Annotated in this window: 20 protein-coding genes, 1 tRNA gene and 2 pseudogenes; 19 read left to right on the top strand and 4 right to left on the bottom strand. The window is 40.2% G+C overall.

Translation table 11 applies throughout. The features are described 5' to 3' along the window. Window positions 1-184 precede the first annotated feature (184 nt). Window positions 185-1642, top strand: coding sequence for an IS1182 family transposase (locus DWX73_RS10430; protein WP_118348723.1), 1458 nt, complete (start codon window positions 185-187; stop codon window positions 1640-1642). 391 nt (window positions 1643-2033) lie between these two features. Here the strand turns inward: DWX73_RS10430 and DWX73_RS10425 are convergent, their stop codons facing one another. From DWX73_RS10425 to DWX73_RS10415, 3 genes are read right to left on the bottom strand one after another with little or no spacing between them, the layout of a single operon-like run. After that, on the bottom strand, window positions 2034-2690 hold the full coding sequence (locus DWX73_RS10425; RefSeq protein ID WP_118348722.1) for an ABC-2 transporter permease: 657 nt from the start codon (window positions 2688-2690) through the stop codon (window positions 2034-2036). Further along, the gene (locus DWX73_RS10420; RefSeq protein WP_118348721.1) at window positions 2690-3535 is read right to left on the bottom strand and encodes an ABC transporter ATP-binding protein; all 846 of its coding nucleotides are present in this window, start codon (window positions 3533-3535) and stop codon (window positions 2690-2692) included. The genes DWX73_RS10425 and DWX73_RS10420 overlap by 1 nt, the downstream gene beginning before the upstream one ends. Before the next feature lie 2 nt (window positions 3536-3537). Then, a complete protein-coding gene (locus DWX73_RS10415; protein ID WP_118348720.1) occupies window positions 3538-3918 on the bottom strand; it encodes a GntR family transcriptional regulator in 381 nt (126 codons plus the stop codon). Window positions 3919-4208: 290 nt separating this feature from the next. Between DWX73_RS10415 and DWX73_RS10410 the strand changes: the two genes are divergently transcribed. The 8 genes from DWX73_RS10410 to DWX73_RS10370 all read left to right on the top strand — a co-directional run bounded on the left by DWX73_RS10410 (window position 4209) and on the right by DWX73_RS10370 (window position 10808). Further along, window positions 4209-4781: a hypothetical protein gene (locus DWX73_RS10410; protein ID WP_118348719.1), complete on the top strand. Its 573-nt coding sequence runs from the start codon at window positions 4209-4211 to the stop codon at window positions 4779-4781. Window positions 4782-5116: 335 nt separating this feature from the next. Then, a complete protein-coding gene (locus DWX73_RS10405) occupies window positions 5117-5434 on the top strand; it encodes a hypothetical protein (RefSeq protein ID WP_118348718.1) in 318 nt (105 codons plus the stop codon). After that, window positions 5434-7080 (top strand): prealbumin-like fold domain-containing protein, encoded by a 1647-nt coding sequence (locus DWX73_RS10400; protein ID WP_118348717.1) that lies wholly within the window; start codon window positions 5434-5436, stop codon window positions 7078-7080. The genes DWX73_RS10405 and DWX73_RS10400 overlap by 1 nt, the downstream gene beginning before the upstream one ends. Window positions 7081-7091: 11 nt before the next feature. Further along, entirely contained in the window at window positions 7092-7568 is a 477-nt protein-coding gene (locus DWX73_RS10390; protein ID WP_118348716.1) for a signal peptidase I, read from the top strand. Beyond that, complete coding sequence (locus tag DWX73_RS10385) at window positions 7562-8542, top strand: hypothetical protein (RefSeq protein ID WP_118348715.1); 981 nt, start codon at window positions 7562-7564, stop codon at window positions 8540-8542. Before DWX73_RS10390 ends, DWX73_RS10385 begins: the two co-directional genes overlap by 7 nt. Before the next feature lie 20 nt (window positions 8543-8562). Further along, complete coding sequence (locus DWX73_RS10380; RefSeq protein ID WP_118348714.1) at window positions 8563-9156, top strand: hypothetical protein; 594 nt, start codon at window positions 8563-8565, stop codon at window positions 9154-9156. 11 nt (window positions 9157-9167) lie between these two features. Next, window positions 9168-10271: a hypothetical protein gene (locus tag DWX73_RS10375; RefSeq protein WP_118348713.1), complete on the top strand. Its 1104-nt coding sequence runs from the start codon at window positions 9168-9170 to the stop codon at window positions 10269-10271. 141 nt (window positions 10272-10412) lie between these two features. Continuing rightward, entirely contained in the window at window positions 10413-10808 is a 396-nt protein-coding gene (locus DWX73_RS10370; RefSeq protein WP_118348712.1) for a hypothetical protein, read from the top strand. 129 nt (window positions 10809-10937) lie between these two features. On the opposite strand, the gene DWX73_RS10365 is transcribed toward DWX73_RS10370, so the two are convergent. Next, window positions 10938-11021, bottom strand: a tRNA-Leu gene (locus DWX73_RS10365). 312 nt (window positions 11022-11333) lie between these two features. Here DWX73_RS10365 and DWX73_RS10360 point away from each other — a divergent pair. The 10 genes and pseudogenes from DWX73_RS10360 to accD form a co-directional block, all read left to right on the top strand. Continuing rightward, window positions 11334-12338, top strand: a complete 1005-nt coding sequence (locus tag DWX73_RS10360; RefSeq protein WP_118348711.1) for a beta-ketoacyl-ACP synthase III — start codon at window positions 11334-11336, stop codon at window positions 12336-12338. 142 nt (window positions 12339-12480) lie between these two features. After that, entirely contained in the window at window positions 12481-12717 is a 237-nt protein-coding gene (gene acpP / locus DWX73_RS10355) for an acyl carrier protein (protein ID WP_118348710.1), read from the top strand. A gap of 29 nt (window positions 12718-12746) precedes the next feature. After that, window positions 12747-13691, top strand: a complete 945-nt coding sequence (gene fabK / locus DWX73_RS10350) for an enoyl-[acyl-carrier-protein] reductase FabK (RefSeq protein WP_118348709.1) — start codon at window positions 12747-12749, stop codon at window positions 13689-13691. A gap of 78 nt (window positions 13692-13769) precedes the next feature. Continuing rightward, complete coding sequence (fabD, locus tag DWX73_RS10345; protein WP_118348708.1) at window positions 13770-14699, top strand: ACP S-malonyltransferase; 930 nt, start codon at window positions 13770-13772, stop codon at window positions 14697-14699. Further along, window positions 14693-15433 (top strand): 3-oxoacyl-[acyl-carrier-protein] reductase, encoded by a 741-nt coding sequence (gene fabG, locus DWX73_RS10340; protein ID WP_118348707.1) that lies wholly within the window; start codon window positions 14693-14695, stop codon window positions 15431-15433. Before fabD ends, fabG begins: the two co-directional genes overlap by 7 nt. A gap of 10 nt (window positions 15434-15443) precedes the next feature. After that, window positions 15444-16682, top strand: a complete 1239-nt coding sequence (gene fabF, locus DWX73_RS10335; protein WP_118348706.1) for a beta-ketoacyl-ACP synthase II — start codon at window positions 15444-15446, stop codon at window positions 16680-16682. 13 nt (window positions 16683-16695) lie between these two features. Beyond that, window positions 16696-17201 (top strand): annotated as a pseudogene (accB, locus tag DWX73_RS10330) (acetyl-CoA carboxylase biotin carboxyl carrier protein). 3 nt (window positions 17202-17204) lie between these two features. Next, the gene (gene fabZ, locus DWX73_RS10325) at window positions 17205-17633 is read left to right on the top strand and encodes a 3-hydroxyacyl-ACP dehydratase FabZ (protein WP_118348705.1); all 429 of its coding nucleotides are present in this window, start codon (window positions 17205-17207) and stop codon (window positions 17631-17633) included. An 8-nt stretch (window positions 17634-17641) separates the two neighbouring features. Continuing rightward, window positions 17642-19006, top strand: coding sequence for an acetyl-CoA carboxylase biotin carboxylase subunit (locus DWX73_RS10320; RefSeq protein ID WP_118348704.1), 1365 nt, complete (start codon window positions 17642-17644; stop codon window positions 19004-19006). A 52-nt stretch (window positions 19007-19058) separates the two neighbouring features. Next, window positions 19059-19925, top strand: a pseudogene (gene accD, locus DWX73_RS10315) (acetyl-CoA carboxylase, carboxyltransferase subunit beta); the annotation flags it as partial. Between the last annotated feature and the right edge of the window lie 16 nt (window positions 19926-19941).

The following is a 19941-nucleotide window of genomic DNA, read 5'->3' as shown; positions in this document are numbered from 1 at the left end:
TGAATATAAATCATTTCCTCAAAATGGTCTTTAAAAATTTTTTGTAAAACATTCATAAGACTATTATGAGGGAAAATGAGAAAAAAAGAAACCCCTAACCCCTCAAGAGGAGGACACTGAAAAAGTAGATAACACCGCCTATATTTGGTACAATGTGTATATCAAATATAGGTGGTGTTTTTTTATGATCGAACAACAGCAGAAATTGATACTGAGTCCATACATGGAAATATACGAATTAGTAATTCCGAAAGATAATCTTCTTCGGCAAATAAAAGAATTGGTTGATTTTAGCTTTATTTACAATGAACTCCTTGATAAATATTGTCTGGATAACGGACGAAACGCAGTTCCACCTATCAGGATGTTTAAGTATCTGCTTCTAAAATCCATTTATGATTTATCGGATGTTGATGTTGTGGAGCGCTCTAAATATGATATGTCTTTTAAATATTTTTTGGACATGACACCGGAAGATGAAGTCATTAACCCCAGTTCGTTGACTAAGTTTCGCAAGCTGCGCCTAAAAGATATGAACCTTTTAGATATGCTGATTTCAAAAACGGTCCAGATTGCATTAGATAAAGGAATCATAAAATCAAAATCTGTCATTGTGGATGCCACGCATACAAAATCAAGATATAACCAAAAAACACCGCGTGAGGCACTTCGAGATCAATCTAAGAAACTGCGGCGTACCATTTATGAAATAGATGAAACAATAAAAGATAAATTTCCCAATAAAAACACCGAAGATTCTTTAGAAAAAGAATTAGAATACTATAATCAGCTTATCTCAGTTATTAAGGGAAATGAAGAATTATGCAGTTATCCGAAAGTGCAGGAGAAATTAAATCTGTTGGAAGAGTCTGTAAGAGATGATATGGAACATTTGGAAACCTCAAAAGATGGCGATGCAAAAATCGGTCATAAAACAGCCGACACATCATTCTTTGGATATAAGACTCATATCGCCATGACAGAAGAACGGATTATTACGGCAGCAACTGTTACCAGCGGAGAAAAAACAGACGGGAAAGAATTGCCGGCGTTAATTCAGAAAAGCCGGAAAGCAGGGATGGAAATTAAAACCGTAATTGGAGACAAAGCGTATTCAAGCAAAGAAAATATAGAAGCGGCTAAAAATGGGGATTATGAACTTATATCTCGATTAAACAGTATTGTTACCCAAGGGAATCGTACAAAGGCAGATGAATTTGAGTTTAATAAAGATGCAGGTATGTACCAATGTAAAGCGGGGCATCTGGCAATACGAAAGGCAAAAGACAGCAGGAAGTCAGAAGGTAAAAATCCAAGAGTCGTATACTTTTTTGATGTTGAGAAATGTAAAAGATGTCCGTATAGGGATGGTTGTTATAAAGAAGGCGCAAAATCGAAACAATATACGGAAACCCTTATCTGCGACAGCCATAGCGAACAGGCACAATTTCAGGAAACGGAATATTTTAAAAGCAAGGCAAAAGAACGATATAAAATAGAAGCCAAGAATAGTGAATTAAAGCGTAGACATGGTTATGACGTTGCGTCATCGTCAGGTCTTATTGGCATGGAAATGCAGGGGGCAATGACAATATTTGCAGTAAACCTTAAAAGGATCATAAAGTTAATGGGTAAAAAATAATCAGAATTAGCGTATAATTCAGTCAAACAGAATTTTAAAAATCCACCAGAACCCGATTTGAGACTGGTGGATTTCTTATTCGTTGAGAATAAAATTTACAAAGCCTATGTTTTTCAGTGCCCTCGAGTGAGGGGAAGGGGAGTTGAAGTGTCGGAGACACTTTTTTATGCAGAATTTTATTTTACGATATGATTATGGCAAATATAAGCCTTAGAATACCGGAATTTAAAATAGCTGAGAACAATCGTCTCAGCTAAGAAAGAAAAAGTAATGAAAAAGAAATGATATATGTTAAAAAGCATTTTGCTTTGTTTGAGTATTACTATACTGTCGAAATGTGATGAAAATGTGACAGCCTTATAAAGAAAAAGTGAAAATGCTTATATCATTCTTAAAATTCTTTTCCTTTTATCACTTTTAAGGAACAAAGTCCGGAAATAATAAGTAGAACGATGGAAAAAATGCCTCCCGCAAGAACAATCTGCGAAATACTGACAGCAGAAAAATTCTTTAGAAAATGCAATACTTTGTCTGCGATGGAGGAAGTTATCTTTGTAAGAAGGATGCATACGACAAAGATGACACCCATCACTCCGAAGAGAAAGAGACGCGCTTTTTCTGCTCCGTATTTCAAGTGCAGCGGAAGTGTAAGTGAAAGAAATAAAATAACCATATACAGAAAAATAAAAGTGGTAAGGAACCATTCAGCAGTATCCAATTCCGGAACACGGGATTTCTGATAGATGGTAATCAAAACTGAGGAGATCAGCCACGGAATTCCGCTTATTAATAAAGAAAACAAATATTTTTCCAATACATAACCTGCTCTGGTAAACGGCAGTGTGAATAAAAATGCGTTGCCGTTATCAAATTCATCATAAGAAATACTGCTGATAGAGAACATACCGAAAACTAATGTGATATAACTGATAACAAACATTGGGTTTTTGGATGTGACAGCAAGCATAATGGAAATAGCGGTAATCAGAAGAAAGAAATTTCTGCGATTCCAACATAATATAATATCTTTATAGAGTAATCCTTTCATTATTTTTCACCTCGAATCATTGTTGTAATAATATTATCAATGCTCCCACGCTCTATTGTGACTGCAGGATAATTTTCCGCATAAAATGCTTTTTCATTTGTAAGACAGCTGTAGCCGAAAGGCTCTTTCAACGTGCGCAGCAGATATTGTTTATCCAGTGTGCGGAATTGTTCCTCGCTGACTTTCAGAACGCCATACTGGTCAAAGAGACAATCTGTTTCTTCGTGAAGTACGATACTGCCGTTGTGGATCATATAAATTTCGTCACAAAGTGTTTCAAGATCAGTAGAAATATGAGAGCTGATTAAAATAGAGCGTCCATCTGTCTCCATATATTCCCGCAGAAGATCAAGAATTTCATCCCGGGCAATCGTATCCAGTCCGGAAGTTGGCTCATCGAGAATAAGAAATTGAGCATTGTGGGAAAGTGCCAGCAATACTTTCAGTTTGGCTTTCATTCCTGTAGAAAATTCTTTAATCATTTTGTTAAGCGGAAGATGAAAACGTTCACATTGTGACAGGAAATATTCTTTCTCGAAAGCCGGATACATGTGCTGATTGATTTTCATAATATTTTTTACAGTCAGATATCCACTAAATCCGGAATCAGAAAGAACAACGCCGAGCTTCTGCTTATCAAGAGAAGAAAGAGAGGCAATATCTTGATCAAAAAGCCGTATTTCTCCGCTGTCTATAGAAATTAAGTTCAGAATTGCTTTGAACATTGTACTTTTTCCGGCGCCATTTTGTCCGATCAGACCGGTAATACATCCGGCTGGAACAGTTAAAGAACAATTCAAATGAAATCCTCCGTAGTGTTTTTGTACATTTTTTAGTGTTAACATTGCTATGATTCCTCCAGAATAAGATGAAATAAATCAGTTAAATCTTGGTTACTCATTCCGCAGCTTCTGCCCTTTTGAATGGCCAGTTCCAGGTCAGCCTCTACATCTTTTTTTAACTCTTCCTGCATCAGTCCCTGATTTGTGCAGGCGACAAAGCTTCCTTTTCCGTGCACGGTAATGATAAAGCCTTCCTGCTCCAGCGCATCATATGCTTTCTTAACGGTTAGCGCGCTGATCTTCAAGTCTTTTGCGAGAGAGCGGACAGAGGGGAGAGTGTCATTTTCCTGTAATTCACCTTGCAGGATACGAGCTTTGATCTGATCGAGAATCTGTTCGTAAATAGGCTGCATAGATGAATTGTTGATAATAATTGCTAGTTTCATAAATGCTCCTCCTTTGTTTGCAAACAGTATATAACAGTATAAAACAGTTGTCAACTGTTATATACTGTTTGTTTTGAATTTTTGTAATTTTGCAGAATTGTTGCAGTAAGGGACATATGATATGATGAAAAAACAGTACAAACTGTTTCTGCTGCAGGCCTGTTTTCCCGGTCTGTCATATCGAATTGACTATTCCAAGTATCATGTATGGCATTTTTCCTTTTAAAATATTCCATAAAGTATTGAGCATATCCTGCATATTATGGTTAGTTCCCTTAGGTAAGAAATATATGTACTGGCAAACAGAAAGGGGGGGAGCAGTTATTTTTCAAAATTTTGATATAAACTATATTAAAACAGTGCTGTCAGGATACGATAAAAAACTTCAGGAGATTGAGGAAAGACTTCTGGAGCTGAACCATATGCAGTGCGATACAGACGATATGATTCGTTCTTTGTCTGTGAAAGCAGATGATTTTACGGGAACATCGGTACGGATGCACGATGTATCATCGCTTTTGCTGCGCCGCAGACAGCTAATGGAAGAACAGAAAAAGGAAATCCAATGTGAAATGTGGCGGCTTATGGAAGAGGAGGAAACGATACGAAGAATATGGGCGTGTTATCGAGGTCTGGAAGGAGAAGAATTTCAGATTGTGCGTGCGTTGTATGCAGAGCGGCAGCTATATTCAGCAGTTGAGCAGGAGAGCGGAATGTCTCATGGAACATTTGAGAAAAAGCGTGCAGCAGCTATCAGAAAAATTCAATCACTGTATCACAGTGAGCTTGATAATCTGGCAATCATTACAAAGAAATATAAAACGGATCATCAAAATACTTACAAAAAAGTACAGGCAGTATAATTGAGAATGACGTAAGTTGACGTAATGTGACGTAGTATCTATGGCATGTCTGTGTTATGATAAACTTGTTAAAACATATCGAGAAGCCAATAAATAAAATGATCTGGAAGTGCAGGAGAAAAAGAGTTCACAGTTGTGGACTCTTTTTCATATCTCCGGATATTCGATAGCTGTTTTTTAGGAGTTTTTTAGGAAAACTTGTGCAGGAGAAGAGGAAGGACTGATTGGAAGTATGGGGATACTGATTTCAGAGTTCGGAGCCGGATAGAAAGGAGGCGGGTTAGATATAAGCGTCAGATATGTTTGACAAGTAAGAGATGAGAAAGGAGATACGAATGAAAAGGTTTATATCTATGCTGCTGTTTTTTGCGTTGCTGTTCGGAGTAATTGTTATACCGGATCGTGCAGAAGCGATGGAGCAGGCAAAGGAAGAACGGGAAGCAGCTGCTGTAATTGAGAAGCCGCCGGAATCTGTAAAAAGTGAAGATAGAGTTGAAACAGAGCAGACGGATGTAGATGAAGAACAACAGAAGAAGGGCAAGGATGTGCAGGAAAACAAAGAGTGGTATAGGATTCTTCCTTCCGATGAAGTAGAAGTGCGTGAAGTGCCGGGAGAAGAACCGGATACAGATATAACAAGGGAAGCTCGGTAGTGCTGGCGTTGAATTCAGGAAGTTCTGCTTCTGTAAAATCAGTTGAAGAAGTTGTGCTTCAAGTGGGTGAGAGGGTTTCTTATGGAAGCTGGAGTACAAATTATTTCTATATTAATGGTCAATTGGCATATTGTCTTGAGCCGCGTAAAGGGACTCCTTCCAGTGGTAATTATATTGCAGACGTACTGCAGAACGATCATCTTACAAAAGGAATGTATTATTTGATGGGAGGACCTGGCTTTACACCGGAGATTCGAGAGGCATTTTTTTCATCAGCGGCAGGTTTCAGTGAGAAGCAGATATATGCATTTTGCCATGCAATTTTATCATTTATTTACAGTGGATATAATCTGAATTCTGATGCATTTATTGGTTTGAATAAAGAAGAGAGGGATGGTATTTCGACAATCAGTTATCAGATCAGAGATATGCTTCCGGCTCCGCCGGAGGGAAAAGTCAGCATACAGCCGCCTCATCAGAATGCAAAATGGAATAAACAAAGTAAAAGTCAATGGACGGATGTTTATCAAGTAGAGGGAGATGCAAGAAATCTTCTGAAGTTTACTTTGCCAACAGGAGTGCGCCTGCATAATCTTATTACCGGAGCGGTAATGCAGTCTGCGGCGACTGTAAAAGGAGGAGATCAATTTCGTCTGGAAGCAGAACCGGGTGTCAGTGGACACTGGACGTCAGGAAAAATCAAGGGGAGTATTCAGGAAACATATATGTCATTTCTTATTCGGCCACCGGGAGACGATCAGGCAGTCGGAGGACTTGCTTATCACCGAGAACCGGAACTTACAACAGAATTCAGTGTGGAGTGGATGAGCCAGGGAAAGATTCGTATCCATAAGGTATCCGGGGAAGATGGAAGGGCGCTTGCCGGAGCAGAGTTTGGAATTTATGCAAGAGATCGTATAGAGAAGAACGGAGTTGTTCTTGCCGATGCCGGACAATTAGTGGCGAAACTGACTACAGATGAGGCCGGAATGGGAGAGTCACCGTATCTTCCGTCAGAAGCATACTATCTTGTAAAGGAGCTAAAAGCGCCGGATGGGTATGGAATCACAGAGGATCTGAAGAAAGGATGTGAAGTGTATCTTGGCAATCAATCAGAGATAATGGAGAACGGTGTACCGGTTGTGGCGTTAAATATTAAAAATGATTTGAAGCGCTGTGATCTGACGATAAAAAAGGTTATTCGACGTTCTGATATTGTGTGGGCGAATGGAAATCCGACTTTTTTATTTCGGGTATCGGGTGTTGATCTGGAAGGGAGAGAACATACTTATGTACGCTCTGTAGAATTTACAAAAACTTATGTAGAACAAAATATAGAATGGACAGGAAATGTTTCTATGGAAGCCGTATTTGAAGATATTCCATGCGGAAGACAGTACTCTGTTTCAGAAGTGGAAACCAATCGTTATGTATTACAAAATGTGGCATCTGCAGATAAAAATGTTGTCATTCAGAGGAAGACAGAAAGTATGTATGGAATTGTACCGGAACAGATATTTACAGTTACAGCAGATCTTTTGCAGAAGCCAAAGGGAAGCAGCGTGACTTTCTTCAATAAGAAAATACGTTGGGATGACTGGTCGCATAATAGCATCGTCATTAATCCTGTTAAGATTGAGAAATAAAGGAAGAATCTATGTTAAAAGTGTTGAAATCTATATTCGATATTATGGCAGCAGTATTGACAGGGATTTTAATGATTCCGTTAGTGCCGGAGATATTTGGAATAAACACATACTGTATACAGTCAGGAAGTATGGAACCAATTCTGGAGACGGGGAGTCTGATTTTTACAATGAAGCCAAAAGACATAAAGATTGGAGATATCATTACATTTCAGAAGTGGGATATTCCGGTAACACATCGTGTTGTGGGCATTCAAAATGGGATGTATGTTACAAAAGGAGATGCAAATGGTAAGGAAGATCAGGGAGGAATTTTGGAGAAAGAATTGTTGGGAAAGGTATTGAAACTGCCCGGAGACAGATATTGTATTCCATATATGGGATATATCCATACCCTGATATCCCAGTGGAAATGGGGAATTATGGGAATACTGGTAAGTTATATATTATTAAGAAAAAGTGATAGAAAGAAGGATATGATATGTTAGTTAAAAAACAGAAAAAGGTAAAAGGGATTGTGATTGGAATTGTTGCAGCAGCTACAATTTTGACAACCGGAAGTACGATTGGACAGGGATCTATGGCTTATCTTACAGATTATGGCAATCTGGTTAATCAGTTTACACAGGGAGGATTGGAGATTGTGCCGTCAGAGCCGAATTGGCCGGGAGATCAGAATCCGACAGTACCGGGAGATGTGATTGCAAAGAATCCGATGATTTCTGCGGGAAAAGGCTCTCAGACACCGGCTTATGTATATATGCAGGTAAAGATGCCTTATGGTAAAGTAACAAAAGTGAATGATGATGGGACATTGTACGATAAGGATGAATCAGGAAATCGTCTTGAAAAGCTGCACCAGTTTGTTACATTTGGAGTAGGTGAGCCGATTAAGAAAATCGTTAATGGAGAGGAAGTATTCCAGGTTGGAGAATCTTATCAGGCCGACTCGGCAAGCGTAGTTCTAGATACGGGAAAAGAAACCGGACACGGTTTATCTACTTCTATTAAAAATAGTGCAGATGGATGGACTTTGCTGAAAACAGAAACAACAGGACGTGCGAAAGGAGATCCGGAATGTGTGAAGGGGTATGTAGTTTATACATATGCATATAATAGTATGATTGCAGATACGGAAGATAAACTTGTTAAAGATACTTATGGGAAATATATTACAAACAAGGTGCTTGTTGCAAAGACAACTTCTCTCTTTGAGAAGGTAAGACTCATTAACTGTGTAGAAGGACAGCTTGATAAAGCAAAACTTCAGGTACCAATTAAAACTTTTGCAATTCAGGCTGCACATACAGGAAATGATGCAGATAAGGACAATAATAATATTCCGGGCAATACTGCGACAGTAATTCAGTATGCCAAAACAGCTTTCGAAAAATATGCAAATCAGAATGCAGATAATGGCACAGCGACTGTAAAAGCTGACAATTTTGTTGTTAATAATTAGAAGGAGATTGGAGTGAGAAAGTGTATATCAAGAAAAAACAGGGCTGGCAAAGTTTATATCGGATAACAGGAATTGTGGCTATGTTGCTGTTACTTTTTGTGGGAAAGATAGGGTATAAATTTAGCCTGGCTTACCAGACAGATGCGAGTTCTCTGAAAAACCATTTTACTCCGGGGCATAACACAACATATTTTGAGGAAAATTTTCCAGAACAGTCTATTGTTCCGGGGGAAAGTAAGACAATTGAGAAGAAAGTTCGAATCTGTAATGAAAAAGATGAGCAAAATGTGGCATGTTATATTCGAGCAAAGGTTTTGTACAGTACAGAAGATCTTGGAACTTACAAACTCTGCGGAACAGATTCGAAGTGGGTACTGGGAAAAGATGGTTACTACTATTATACGAAAGCGGTTGAGCCGGGAGAAATGACGGATTATCTTATGACAGAAGTTCAGATTGATGGAAAAACGGCAGATTTGAATAGTGGAAAGAAAGAAGACAGTTTGAAAGTATACATATATGAAGAAAGCTGTCAGACGAAAGATCCAGATACTCAGAAGGAGAGAAATTGGCAGGATGCGTGGGAGCATGCTCTTAGCAGAAAGATTCAATAGAGGAGGAATACATGAAAAAGAAAATAACAGGAATTTTGTTGCTTGCAGCGTCTATCCTCTATTCGGCTGTTGGAGTTACATTTGCTTATACAGGTAGTACTGCAGAAGTACATAATTATGTTCGTACAGGTGACATTGACATTGCTCTAAAACAGTATGATAAGGAAGGGAATCCTTTTTCGGACGGGGGAATATGGACGCCGGGAGACTGTATTGAAAATCAGGTTTTCATTGAAAACCAGGCGAAATCCTGTTGGATTCGGCTGCAGGTAAAGAATGATAAGGAAATGGATATCAGAGGCATTTCGGATCAGTGGGTTTATCGGGAACCTTATTGGTACTACACCGAGGTATTAGAAGAAAAAGAGAAGGCAATCTTTTCTAAGAGTCTTTTCTTTTCAGAAAAGGCAACTGAGGAAACCAGTGGAAAGGAAAGCTCATTAGATATGACAGCCGAAGCAATTCAATCGGCAAATTTCAAACCAGATTTTCTTTCAAAGATGCCATGGGGAGATCAGACAGCCGAAGTTTGTATTCATGTGAAAGATGGTGCAGAACAGGAGAAAGAAAGACATTACCGGAATTTGTCATTAAAAATGGAGGGAAGAGCAGGAGAGCTTGTAGCTGTACCGGAAGATTTTTTTGTGAATCTTTCTGAATTGATGCCGGGAGACCGACAATCTGATAGTGTAGAAATACATAACCAATTCAAAGAAAGTGCAGAGTTATTTTTCCGAACAGCAGACAGTCCGGAGATGACAGAACAACAGAAAGATCTTTTAGAACAACTGCAGATTACTATTTACAAAAATGATGAAATAATATATGAGGGAGATTTAAGAAGTGTGAAACTCCAAGAAGAGATTTCTCTTGGAATTTGGAGAAGTAATGAGAAGGGAAGTATTCGTTATGAAATATTTATGCCGGAAGAATTGAAAAATGAATATGCAGTGAGGGATGCGGCGATACATTGGATTTTCCGAACAAATTTGGAGGAAGAGCGTCCGAAAACCGGAGATGACAGATGGATCACAGCGTATCTTGGATTAGCAGTTCTTTCAGGAGCTTTGGGATTCTGGAGATTATTCTGTGGGAGAGGAATACAGAATAAATAAAAGAATATGTTGAAGCTTTATCGCAATTCATATCTATATTCAAGTCTTTATGGGAATTTAATATTTTTTTCTTGTTAGTTCATTGATTTTTCACAGAAACAAGTTAATATAGTGTTTATAACAAATTGAGGTGAAAAATATATGAAAGAAAAATTTATGAGATTTATGTATGGCCGATACGGAGTGGACCAGTTTTCAAAATTTTTGGTAACAGTATCTCTGATTGGATTTGTATTATCGATGTTTACAGGGAATAATCTATTCTATGTACTGGCACTAGCAGCATTAATTTATGCATATTTTAGAATTTTCTCTAAGAATCATGCGAAAAGAATAGCGGAAAATCAAACATATTGGAGAATGACTGATAAAATAAGAACAAAGTGGCGTACATTTAAAAGAGATAGTGCACAGAAAAAAACACATCATATTTATAAGTGTCCGACTTGCGGTCAGAAGATCAGAATTCCAAGAGGGAAGGGTAAGATTGAGATTACCTGTCCGAAATGTAGTACAAAATTCATAAAGAAAAGTTAAAAGTATTATGTAAGAGAGCGCCATCATCCGGAAGAGTTTGAAAAAGGGATGATGGCGTTTTTTTAGACAAAAAAATAAAAATAAGCGCTTCCACATGAAACGCTTATTTTTATACTCAATATTTTGCAATGCGGATAACAGGACTTGAACCTGCATGAGGGAACCCTCACTAGAACCTGAATCTAGCGCGTCTGCCTATTCCGCCATATCCGCTCGACAAAAGTTATTATATCATAGAATAAAAAAAATGCAAATGTTTTTTTGAAAAAAATCAAACTTTTTGAAAAAAATCAAACTTTTTGAAAAAACTTTTTGAAAAAATTCCTGGGGCTAGAATAGTGATATCTGATAAGTGGAAAGGAAAAAGATTTGAAAGTCAAAATATTCTATTGACAATAAAAAAAGAGTGATATACTTTGAGTATCAAAATATTTGAAATAAAAGATATTAGAACGAAATGTAATATGAGATTGAAAGTAGGAAGAATATTTTGAGAAGTTTGAAAAAGAGAACCGGAGAGAAAAAATGATAGGAAAAATATGTGGAACTGGCGCGTATATCCCAGAAAAAATAGTGACGAATTTTGATCTGGCTGAAATTGTAGAAACAAATGATGATTGGATAAGAGAGAGAACCGGTGTAGCCAGGCGCCATATTGCAGTTGAGGAAACAACTTCACAAATGGCAGCCGAGGCAGCAAGAAGAGCATTGAAAGATGCAGGAATCCATGCGGAAGAAGTTGATATGATTTTAGTAGCAACCTTATCTCCGGATTTAATTTGTCCATCAATTGCATGTGAAGTACAGAGAATATTAGGAGCGGGGAAGGCTGTTTGTTATGATATGAATGCAGCATGTACCGGATTTGTATTTGCCTTTCAGGCAGCACAAGCCTATATTCAGGCAGGAATGTATCACAAAATTCTTGTAATAGGAGCGGAGAGCATTTCAAACTTGATTGACTGGAACGACAGGAGTACATGTATTTTATTCGGAGATGGTGCAGGGGCAATTGTGTTGTGCGCACAGAAAGAAGAAACAGAGGGAAATTTTATTCCGGTTTTTGCGGCTCATTCGGATGGAGAAAGAGGGACAGCGCTTCTGTGTAGAAGTCGCTATCACAAAGAAGGATCTGATCTTTACGAAATAAGTAAGAAGAAGGCTACGACAATATCGGAGGATAGCTATATTAGGATGGATGGTCAGGCAGTCTTTAAATTCGCAGTACGATGTGTACCGGAAGTGATACGGGAAGTTTTGGAAAAAACAAAAACGTCAATTTCGGATGTGAAGTATTTTGTGCTTCATCAGGCAAACAGGCGTATCGTAGAGGCAGCAGCGAAACGGTTAGGAGCAGACATTGAAAAGTTTCCGATGAATCTTGAAGAATATGGGAATACATCATCAGCGAGTATCCCGATTTTATTGGATGAAATGAATCGGAAGAAAATGCTGACAAGAGGCGATACAATTGTTTTGGCAGGATTTGGAGCAGGACTTTCCTGGGGCGCTGTTATTTTTGAATGGTAATTTATAGAGAAATTTGCAGCAGGAATATAGAAAAGAAAAAAGAAGCTTAATTAGAATCAGGTAATGACCGGGAAAACCGGATTACATATATAGAAGATATATAAGAATATGATATGAGAGTTGAAAAAAGGAGAACAGAATAATGGCAACAACATTTGAACAGGTAAAAGAAGTAATCGTAAACGAGTTAGGAGCAAATGAGACAGAAGTAACAGAGGCAACATCTTTTAAAGAAGATCTGGATGCAGATTCTCTTGATCTGTTTGAGATGATCATGGCTTTGGAAGAACAGTACGAAATTGAAATCCCATCTGAAGAACTTGAGAATCTGACAACAGTGGGCGAGGTTGTACGCTATATTGATGAAAAACTGGCATAAAGAATAAATTGTTCTGAAGGGGAAAGAAGATGCGAACAGAAATTACAGAATTGCTTGGAATTCAATATCCGATTATTCAGGGCGGTATGGCATGGGTTGCAGAATATCACCTGGCAGCTGCAGTTTCGGAGGCAGGAGGGCTTGGAATTATCGGAGCTGCTGCCGCACCGGCTGAATGGGTACGAGAGCAGATCAGAGAAGTAAAGCGACGGACAGAGAAGCCATTTGGAGTGAATATTATGCTGATGAGTTCATATGCAGATGAAGTAGCCCGAATTGTTGTGGAAGAAGACGTAAAAGTTGTGACAACTGGAGCAGGGAGTCCGGAAAAGTATATGAAACTCTGGAAAGAAGCCGGAATCCGGGTAATTCCTGTTGTGGCTTCTGTGGCGCTTGCCAAGCGTATGGAAAGGTGCGGCGCAGATGCACTTGTAGCAGAAGGGACAGAAGCAGGAGGGCATATTGGGGAAAATACTACGATGGTTTTAGTTCCTCAAATTGTAGATGCTGTAAAAATCCCGGTCATTGCAGCAGGCGGAATTGCAGACGGAAGAGGAGCGGCAGCCGCATTTATGCTTGGAGCAAAGGGAATTCAGGTAGGCACAAGATTTGTTGTGACAAAAGAATCCCAGGTACATGAGAACTATAAAGAAGCAATCCTGAAAGCGAAAGATATTGATTCAAAGGTAACTGGACGTTCTACAGGTCATCCGGTGCGCGGACTGCGCAATCAAATGACAAAAGAATATCTGAAGCGCGAAGCAGAAGGAGCCTCTCTGGAAGAACTGGAATTATTAGCTGCCGGAGGATTACGCAGGGCAGTTGTAGAAGGAGATGTTACTACAGGAAGTGTGATGGCAGGTCAAAGTGCGGCTATGATACGAGAACAGCTGAGCTGCCAGGAAGTGATAGAGCGTATTCTACAGGAAATGACAGCTCTTCTAAAACAGGGAGCAGAGCAGGCGGTAATGTAGTTTGGAAGAATATTCTGTACACTAGGGTATCAGGAATGAGAACAGAGTATGGGAAATGATTAAAGGAGATAGGATTTTATGGCAAAGGTTGCATTTATATTTCCGGGGCAGGGAGCCCAGAAAGTAGGAATGGGGAAGTCATTCTATGACAACAGTCCATTGGCGCGCGAGATTTTTGAACAGGCAGAGGCGGTATTGGGATTTGATGTGAAGGCGCTTTGTTTTGAAGAAAATGATCTGCTCGATCAGACAGAATATACGCAGGCGGCAATGGTAACGACTTGCCTCGCCATGGAGGCTTGTGTGAGAGAAGCCGGTATTTGTCCGGATGTTACTGCAGGATTGAGTCTTGGGGAATATTGTGCCATTGTTTCTGCGGGCGGCATGAGTGTAAAAGATGGAGTGCGGACAGTCAGACAGCGTGGAATTCTTATGGAACATGCAGTGCCGAATGGTAAGGGTGCGATGGCTGCAGTACTTGGCATGGCATCAGAAGAAATTGAAAAGATTCTGAGCCATTATCCTGAAGTATCGATTGCCAATTATAATTGTCCCGGACAGATTGTTATTACAGGGGAAACATCAGCTCTTCAACAAGCATCAGAAGAGCTTGGAAAGGCCGGAGCAAGAAGGATACTTCCTTTGAATGTGAGCGGACCATTTCACTCTCCGCTGCTTAGACCGGCGGGGGAAGAATTGGAGAAAGTTTTGGAAACAGTTGACTTTATGCCGCTTGAGATTCCATATGTAACCAATGTGACAGCAAACTATGTGACAGAGATTAAAGAAACAAAAAAATTACTTTCGAAGCAGGTGTCATCTCCTGTGCGATGGCAGCAGAGTATGGAAAGGCTTATTGCTGATGGAATCAACACTTTTGTGGAGATTGGTCCGGGAAATACTTTGACAGGATTTATGAAAAAGATTAACAAACAGATGACAGTTTATCGGATTTCTGAGTGGGAAGATCTGCAGGAACTGATCAGGAAAGGAATTGAATCATGTTAACAGGAAAGATTGCGGTAGTAACAGGAGCAGCGAGAGGGATTGGAAGAGCAATTGCACTTGCGCTTGCAGAAGAAGGTGCAGAAGTTGTGATTAACTACCATCATTCGGAAGAAAGATCTCTGGCCGTAAAAGAAGAAATTGAAGCCAGGGGAGGAAAAGCTGCCGTTATGCAGTGTGATGTGTCAGATTATGAATCCTGTGAAAGATTTGTGTCAGCGGTGGCAGAAATGTATGGACGCATTGATATTTGGGTGAATAACGCAGGAATTACAAAGGATCAGTTATTAATGAGGATGTCCGAAGAGGCATTTGATGAAGTCATTGAAACGAATCTGAAAGGAACTTTTCAGTGTATGAGATTTGTTTCTCGCGTTATGGTAAAACAACGCTGTGGGCGAATCATCAATCTGTCTTCGGTGGTAGGAATAGCAGGAAATGCAGGTCAGGTGAATTATGCAGCTTCAAAAGCGGGAGTGATCGGCATGACAAAATCCGCAGCAAAAGAGTTAGCAGGACGTGGAATTACGGTAAATGCAGTAGCGCCGGGATTTATTGAAACGGAGATGACGAGTGTACTTTCTGAAAAGGTTCAGGAACAGGCAAAAAATCAGATTCCACTGGGACATTTCGGAACACCGGAAGATGTGGCAAGTGCAGTTGTATTTCTTGCATCTGAGCAGGCAAAATACATCACAGGTCAGGTGCTTCAAGTAGACGGCGGTATGGTAATGTAGGAGATAGATCATGAAAAGAAGAGTAGTTGTGACGGGACTTGGGGCAATTACGCCCATCGGGAATTCGGTTGATGAATTTTGGAGCAATATAAAAAAAGGATGTGTTGGAATTGATAACATTACAAGATTTGATACATCTGAATATAAAGTAAAACTGGCTGCAGAAGTGAAAAATTTTCAGGCAAAAGATTATATGGATTTTAAATCGGCAAAGAGAATGGCCAAATTTTCGCAGTATGCAGTTGCAGCGGCCAAAGAAGCTGTAGAAGATGCAGGTCTGTGTATGGAGAAAGAAGATCCATTTCGCTGCGGAGTTATTATTGGTTCCGGAATCGGAAGTCTGGAGACAGTAGAAAGCGAGTATACGAAGATTCAGGAAAAAGGTCCGGGAAGAGTGAATCCATTGATGGTACCTATGATGATTTCCAATATGGCAGCAGGAAATGTGGCAATTCAATTTGGAATGAAAGGGAAATGTACCAATGTAGTAACAGCATGTGCAACCGGAACCCATTGTATTGGTGATGCATTTCGGGCAATTCAGTATGGAGATGGAGATGTGATGTTGGCAGGTGGGACAGAAAGCGCAATTTGTCCAAGCGCAGTAGCTGGTTTTATGAACTTAACAGCGCTTACAACAACAGAAGATCCACTTAGAGCTTCGATTCCATTTGATAAAGACAGAAGTGGTTTTGTGATTGGCGAGGGAGCAGGAATCGTGGTGCTGGAAGAACTGGAGCATGCGAAACGCAGAGGAGCGAAAATCTATGCGGAAGTATGCGGCTATGGAGCAACATGCGATGCATATCATATTACATCTCCGGCAGAAGACGGAAGCGGAGCTGCAAAAGCGATGGAGCTTGCGATGGAGGAAGCCGGAGTTGTTCCGGAAGAAGTAGATTATATCAATGCTCACGGAACAAGTACTCATCACAATGATTTATTTGAAACGAAGGCAATTAAGACAGCGCTAAAAGAGGCGGCAAAAGAGGTATCGATTAATTCTACAAAATCCATGATCGGACATTTGCTTGGAGCAGCAGGCGGTGTGGAAATGATAACGTGTGTGAAGGCGCTGGAAGAAGGATATGTACATCGGACGATGGGAAGCCGTGAGTCCGATGAAGGGTGCGATCTCAATTATACGTTTGGAAGTCCGCTACATCGCAAAATCCGCTGTGCGATGAGTAATTCTCTTGGATTCGGTGGGCATAATGCAACACTTCTAATAAAAGAGTATATAGAATAAGAGGTAACAAGCAATGGAATTTGAGCAGCTGATCAGGCTTATTAATGTAGTTTCAGATTCAAAACTGAAGCAGTTTAAATATGAAAAAAAAGGCGTAAAGATTTCTATGGGAAAAGAAATAAAAATATATTCCAACAAGGGCATGGAAGAATATAGTATTTCATCTGAAGGAAATAATGAACGCACTTTAAAGCAGTCTGAATGTGTTTCTGATACGGAAGCACTGTGTACGATAAAAGAGGAAAGTACGGTCTTAAAGGAAACTGTTGATAAAGAGAAGAAAGTAGTCTCTCCACTTGTTGGAACATTTTACGAGCTCCGCAGGAAGGTGCCAAACCATTTGTAACAGTGGGAAGTCAAGTGAAGAAAGGACAGGTATTAGCCATTGTAGAAGCCATGAAGCTGATGAATGAGATTGAAAGTGAGCAGGATGGTGTGATTACAGAAATCTGTGTAAAAAATGGAGAAGCAGTGGAATACGGTCAGACTTTATTTAAAATTGCGGATGGAGTGTTATAAGAAATGAAGAGACTTGGAATAAAAGAGATTCAGGAAATTATTCCTCACAGGCACCCATTTCTTTTGGTTGATTATATCGAAGACTATGAGCCGGGAGAATATGCTGTAGGATATAAATGCGTTTCTTATCGGGAAGAATTTTTTGCTGGACATTTTCCGCAGGAACCGGTTATGCCAGGAGTTCTTACGGTGGAAGCCCTTGCCCAGACAGGAGCAGTAGCGATTCTTAGTCAGGAAGAATACCGCGGTAAGATTGCGTATTTCGGCGGGATTCAGAAATGTAAATTCAAAGGGAAGATTGTTCCGGGAGATAAGGTAAGACTTGAGACAAGGATTGTGAAGAAAAAAGGTCCGGTCGGAATCGGAGAAGCGATTGCCAGTGTGGATGGAAAAGTGGTTGTCAGTGCAGAACTGACATTTATGATCGGTTAGGTGAGAAGATGATTCAGAAAGTATTGATTGCAAACAGAGGAGAAATTGCAGTTCGGATTATCCGGGCATGCAGAGAGATGGGAATTGAGACGGTAGCAGTATATTCAGAAGCAGACAGAGATGCGCTGCACACCCAGCTTGCAGACGAAGCAATCTGTATCGGACCGGCAGCGTCCGGAGAGAGCTATTTGAATATGGCAAGTATTTTAAGCGCCACGATCGTGTCGGGAGCTGATGCCATTCATCCGGGATTCGGATTTCTTTCAGAAAACAGCAAATTTGCCAGTTTGTGTGAACAATGTCACATTACTTTTATCGGACCTTCATCGGAAATGATTAAATGTCTCGGTAATAAATCTGCCGCAAGAAATACGATGATGAACGCCGGTGTACCGGTAATTCCGGGAAGCAAGGAACCGATAACCGATGCAAAAACCGGAGCCAGAGAAGCAGAGCGCATCGGGTATCCGGTAATGATTAAGGCTGCGCTTGGAGGCGGAGGCAAGGGGATGCGCATGGCGAAGACTCCGGATGTGTTTGAAGCATGTTTCCAGACAGCGCAGAAAGAAGCAGAGATGGCATTCGGAGACGGAACAATGTATATAGAGCATTTTGTAAGTCATCCAAGACATATTGAATTTCAGATTCTTGCAGATAAATTTGGGAACGTAATCCATCTTGGAGAGCGAGATTGTTCCGTGCAGAGAAATCATCAGAAATTAATCGAAGAATCGCCGTCTGCAGCATTGTCGGAAGAACTGCGTCATAAGATGGGCGAGGCAGCTGTCCGGGCTGCAAAAGCTGCTAAATATGAAAATGCCGGTACAATTGAATTTCTTCTTGAACCGAGCGGGGCGTTTTATTTTATGGAAATGAATACGCGGATTCAGGTAGAACATCCGGTAACAGAGTGGGTAACAGGAATTGATCTGATCAAAGAACAGATTCGTATTGCATCAGGACTTCCGCTTACTTATTGTCAGGAAGATGTTGTTCTGCGGGGACATGCGATCGAATGTCGTATCAATGCAGAATGTCCGCAGAAGAATTTTCGGCCGTCACCTGGGAAAATTACTGAACTGTATTTGCCAGGCGGAATAGGCGTCCGGATTGATACAGCCATCTACAGCGGTTATACTGTTCCGCCATATTATGATTCTATGTTAGCGAAGTTAATTGTGCACGGAGAGAATCGGCAGGATGCAATTGTAAAAATGCGCTGTGCACTGGAAGAGACGATGATCGAAGGAATCGAAACGAATATTGATTATCAATATGAGATTATGAATCATCCGGACTATGAAGCGGGAAATATTGACATTGAATTTATTGAACATATGCAGTCTCAAAGAGAAGCACAGCTGTCACAATAAAAGGCTTTGATTGAAAAAACTTGAGACTGTCGGAAAGTGGTAGGAAAAGCAGATGAATTTGAAAGAAGTATTTCAGAAGAGAAAGAATCACCTTGTTGTGAAAAAACTTTCGAAAGAAATAAATGAATGTGGAAGAACAGATGGGAAACCGGAAGTTCCGGATGGTCTGTTGAAAAAATGTAATTTTTGTAAGGCGGCTATTCTGGCAGAGGAAGTGCGGCAGAATAACTATATTTGTCCGGAATGTCACGGATATTTCCGAATGCATGCCAATCGCAGAATTGAGATGATTGCAGATGAAGGAAGTTTTGAAGAATGGGATGAAAAACTTTCAACAGTAAATCCACTTGGGTATAAAGGATATGAGGAAAAGATTGATTCGCTTCAGGAAAAAACAGGGCTGAACGAAGCCGTTGTAATCGGAAAGGCACGGATCCATGGAGAAGAGACCGTTCTTGGAGTTTGTGACGGAAGATTTCTGATGGCGAGTATGGGACATATTGTAGGTGAAAAAATTACAAGAGCGGTGGAGAGAGCGACAAAAGAACGACTCCCTGTAATTTTATTTGCCTGTTCCGGCGGCGCCAGAATGCAGGAGGGCATGGTCTCATTGATGCAGATGTCTAAGACCGCAGCGGCATTGCGAAGACATAGTGATGAAGGAAATTTATATATTTCGGTGCTGACAGATCCGACAACAGGAGGAGTTACTGCAAGCTTTGCAATGCTTGGGGATATTATTCTGGCAGAACCAAATGCATTGATTGGTTTTGCGGGGCCGCGTGTCATTGAACAGACGATCGGTCAGAAACTGCCGAAAGGATTTCAGAGATCAGAATTTCTTTTGGAACATGGATTTATTGACGGTATCGCAGAGCGAGGAGAAATGAAAGAACTTCTTGGAAAACTTCTGAGACTGCCAAGCAACACCTAGG

It is taken from the genome of Coprococcus sp. AF21-14LB (assembly GCF_003458885.1).
GTDB lineage: Bacteria > Bacillota > Clostridia > Lachnospirales > Lachnospiraceae > UBA9414.
Note: the sequence above shows the minus strand (reverse complement) of the source record. Positions and strands in the feature narration are given on the sequence as shown.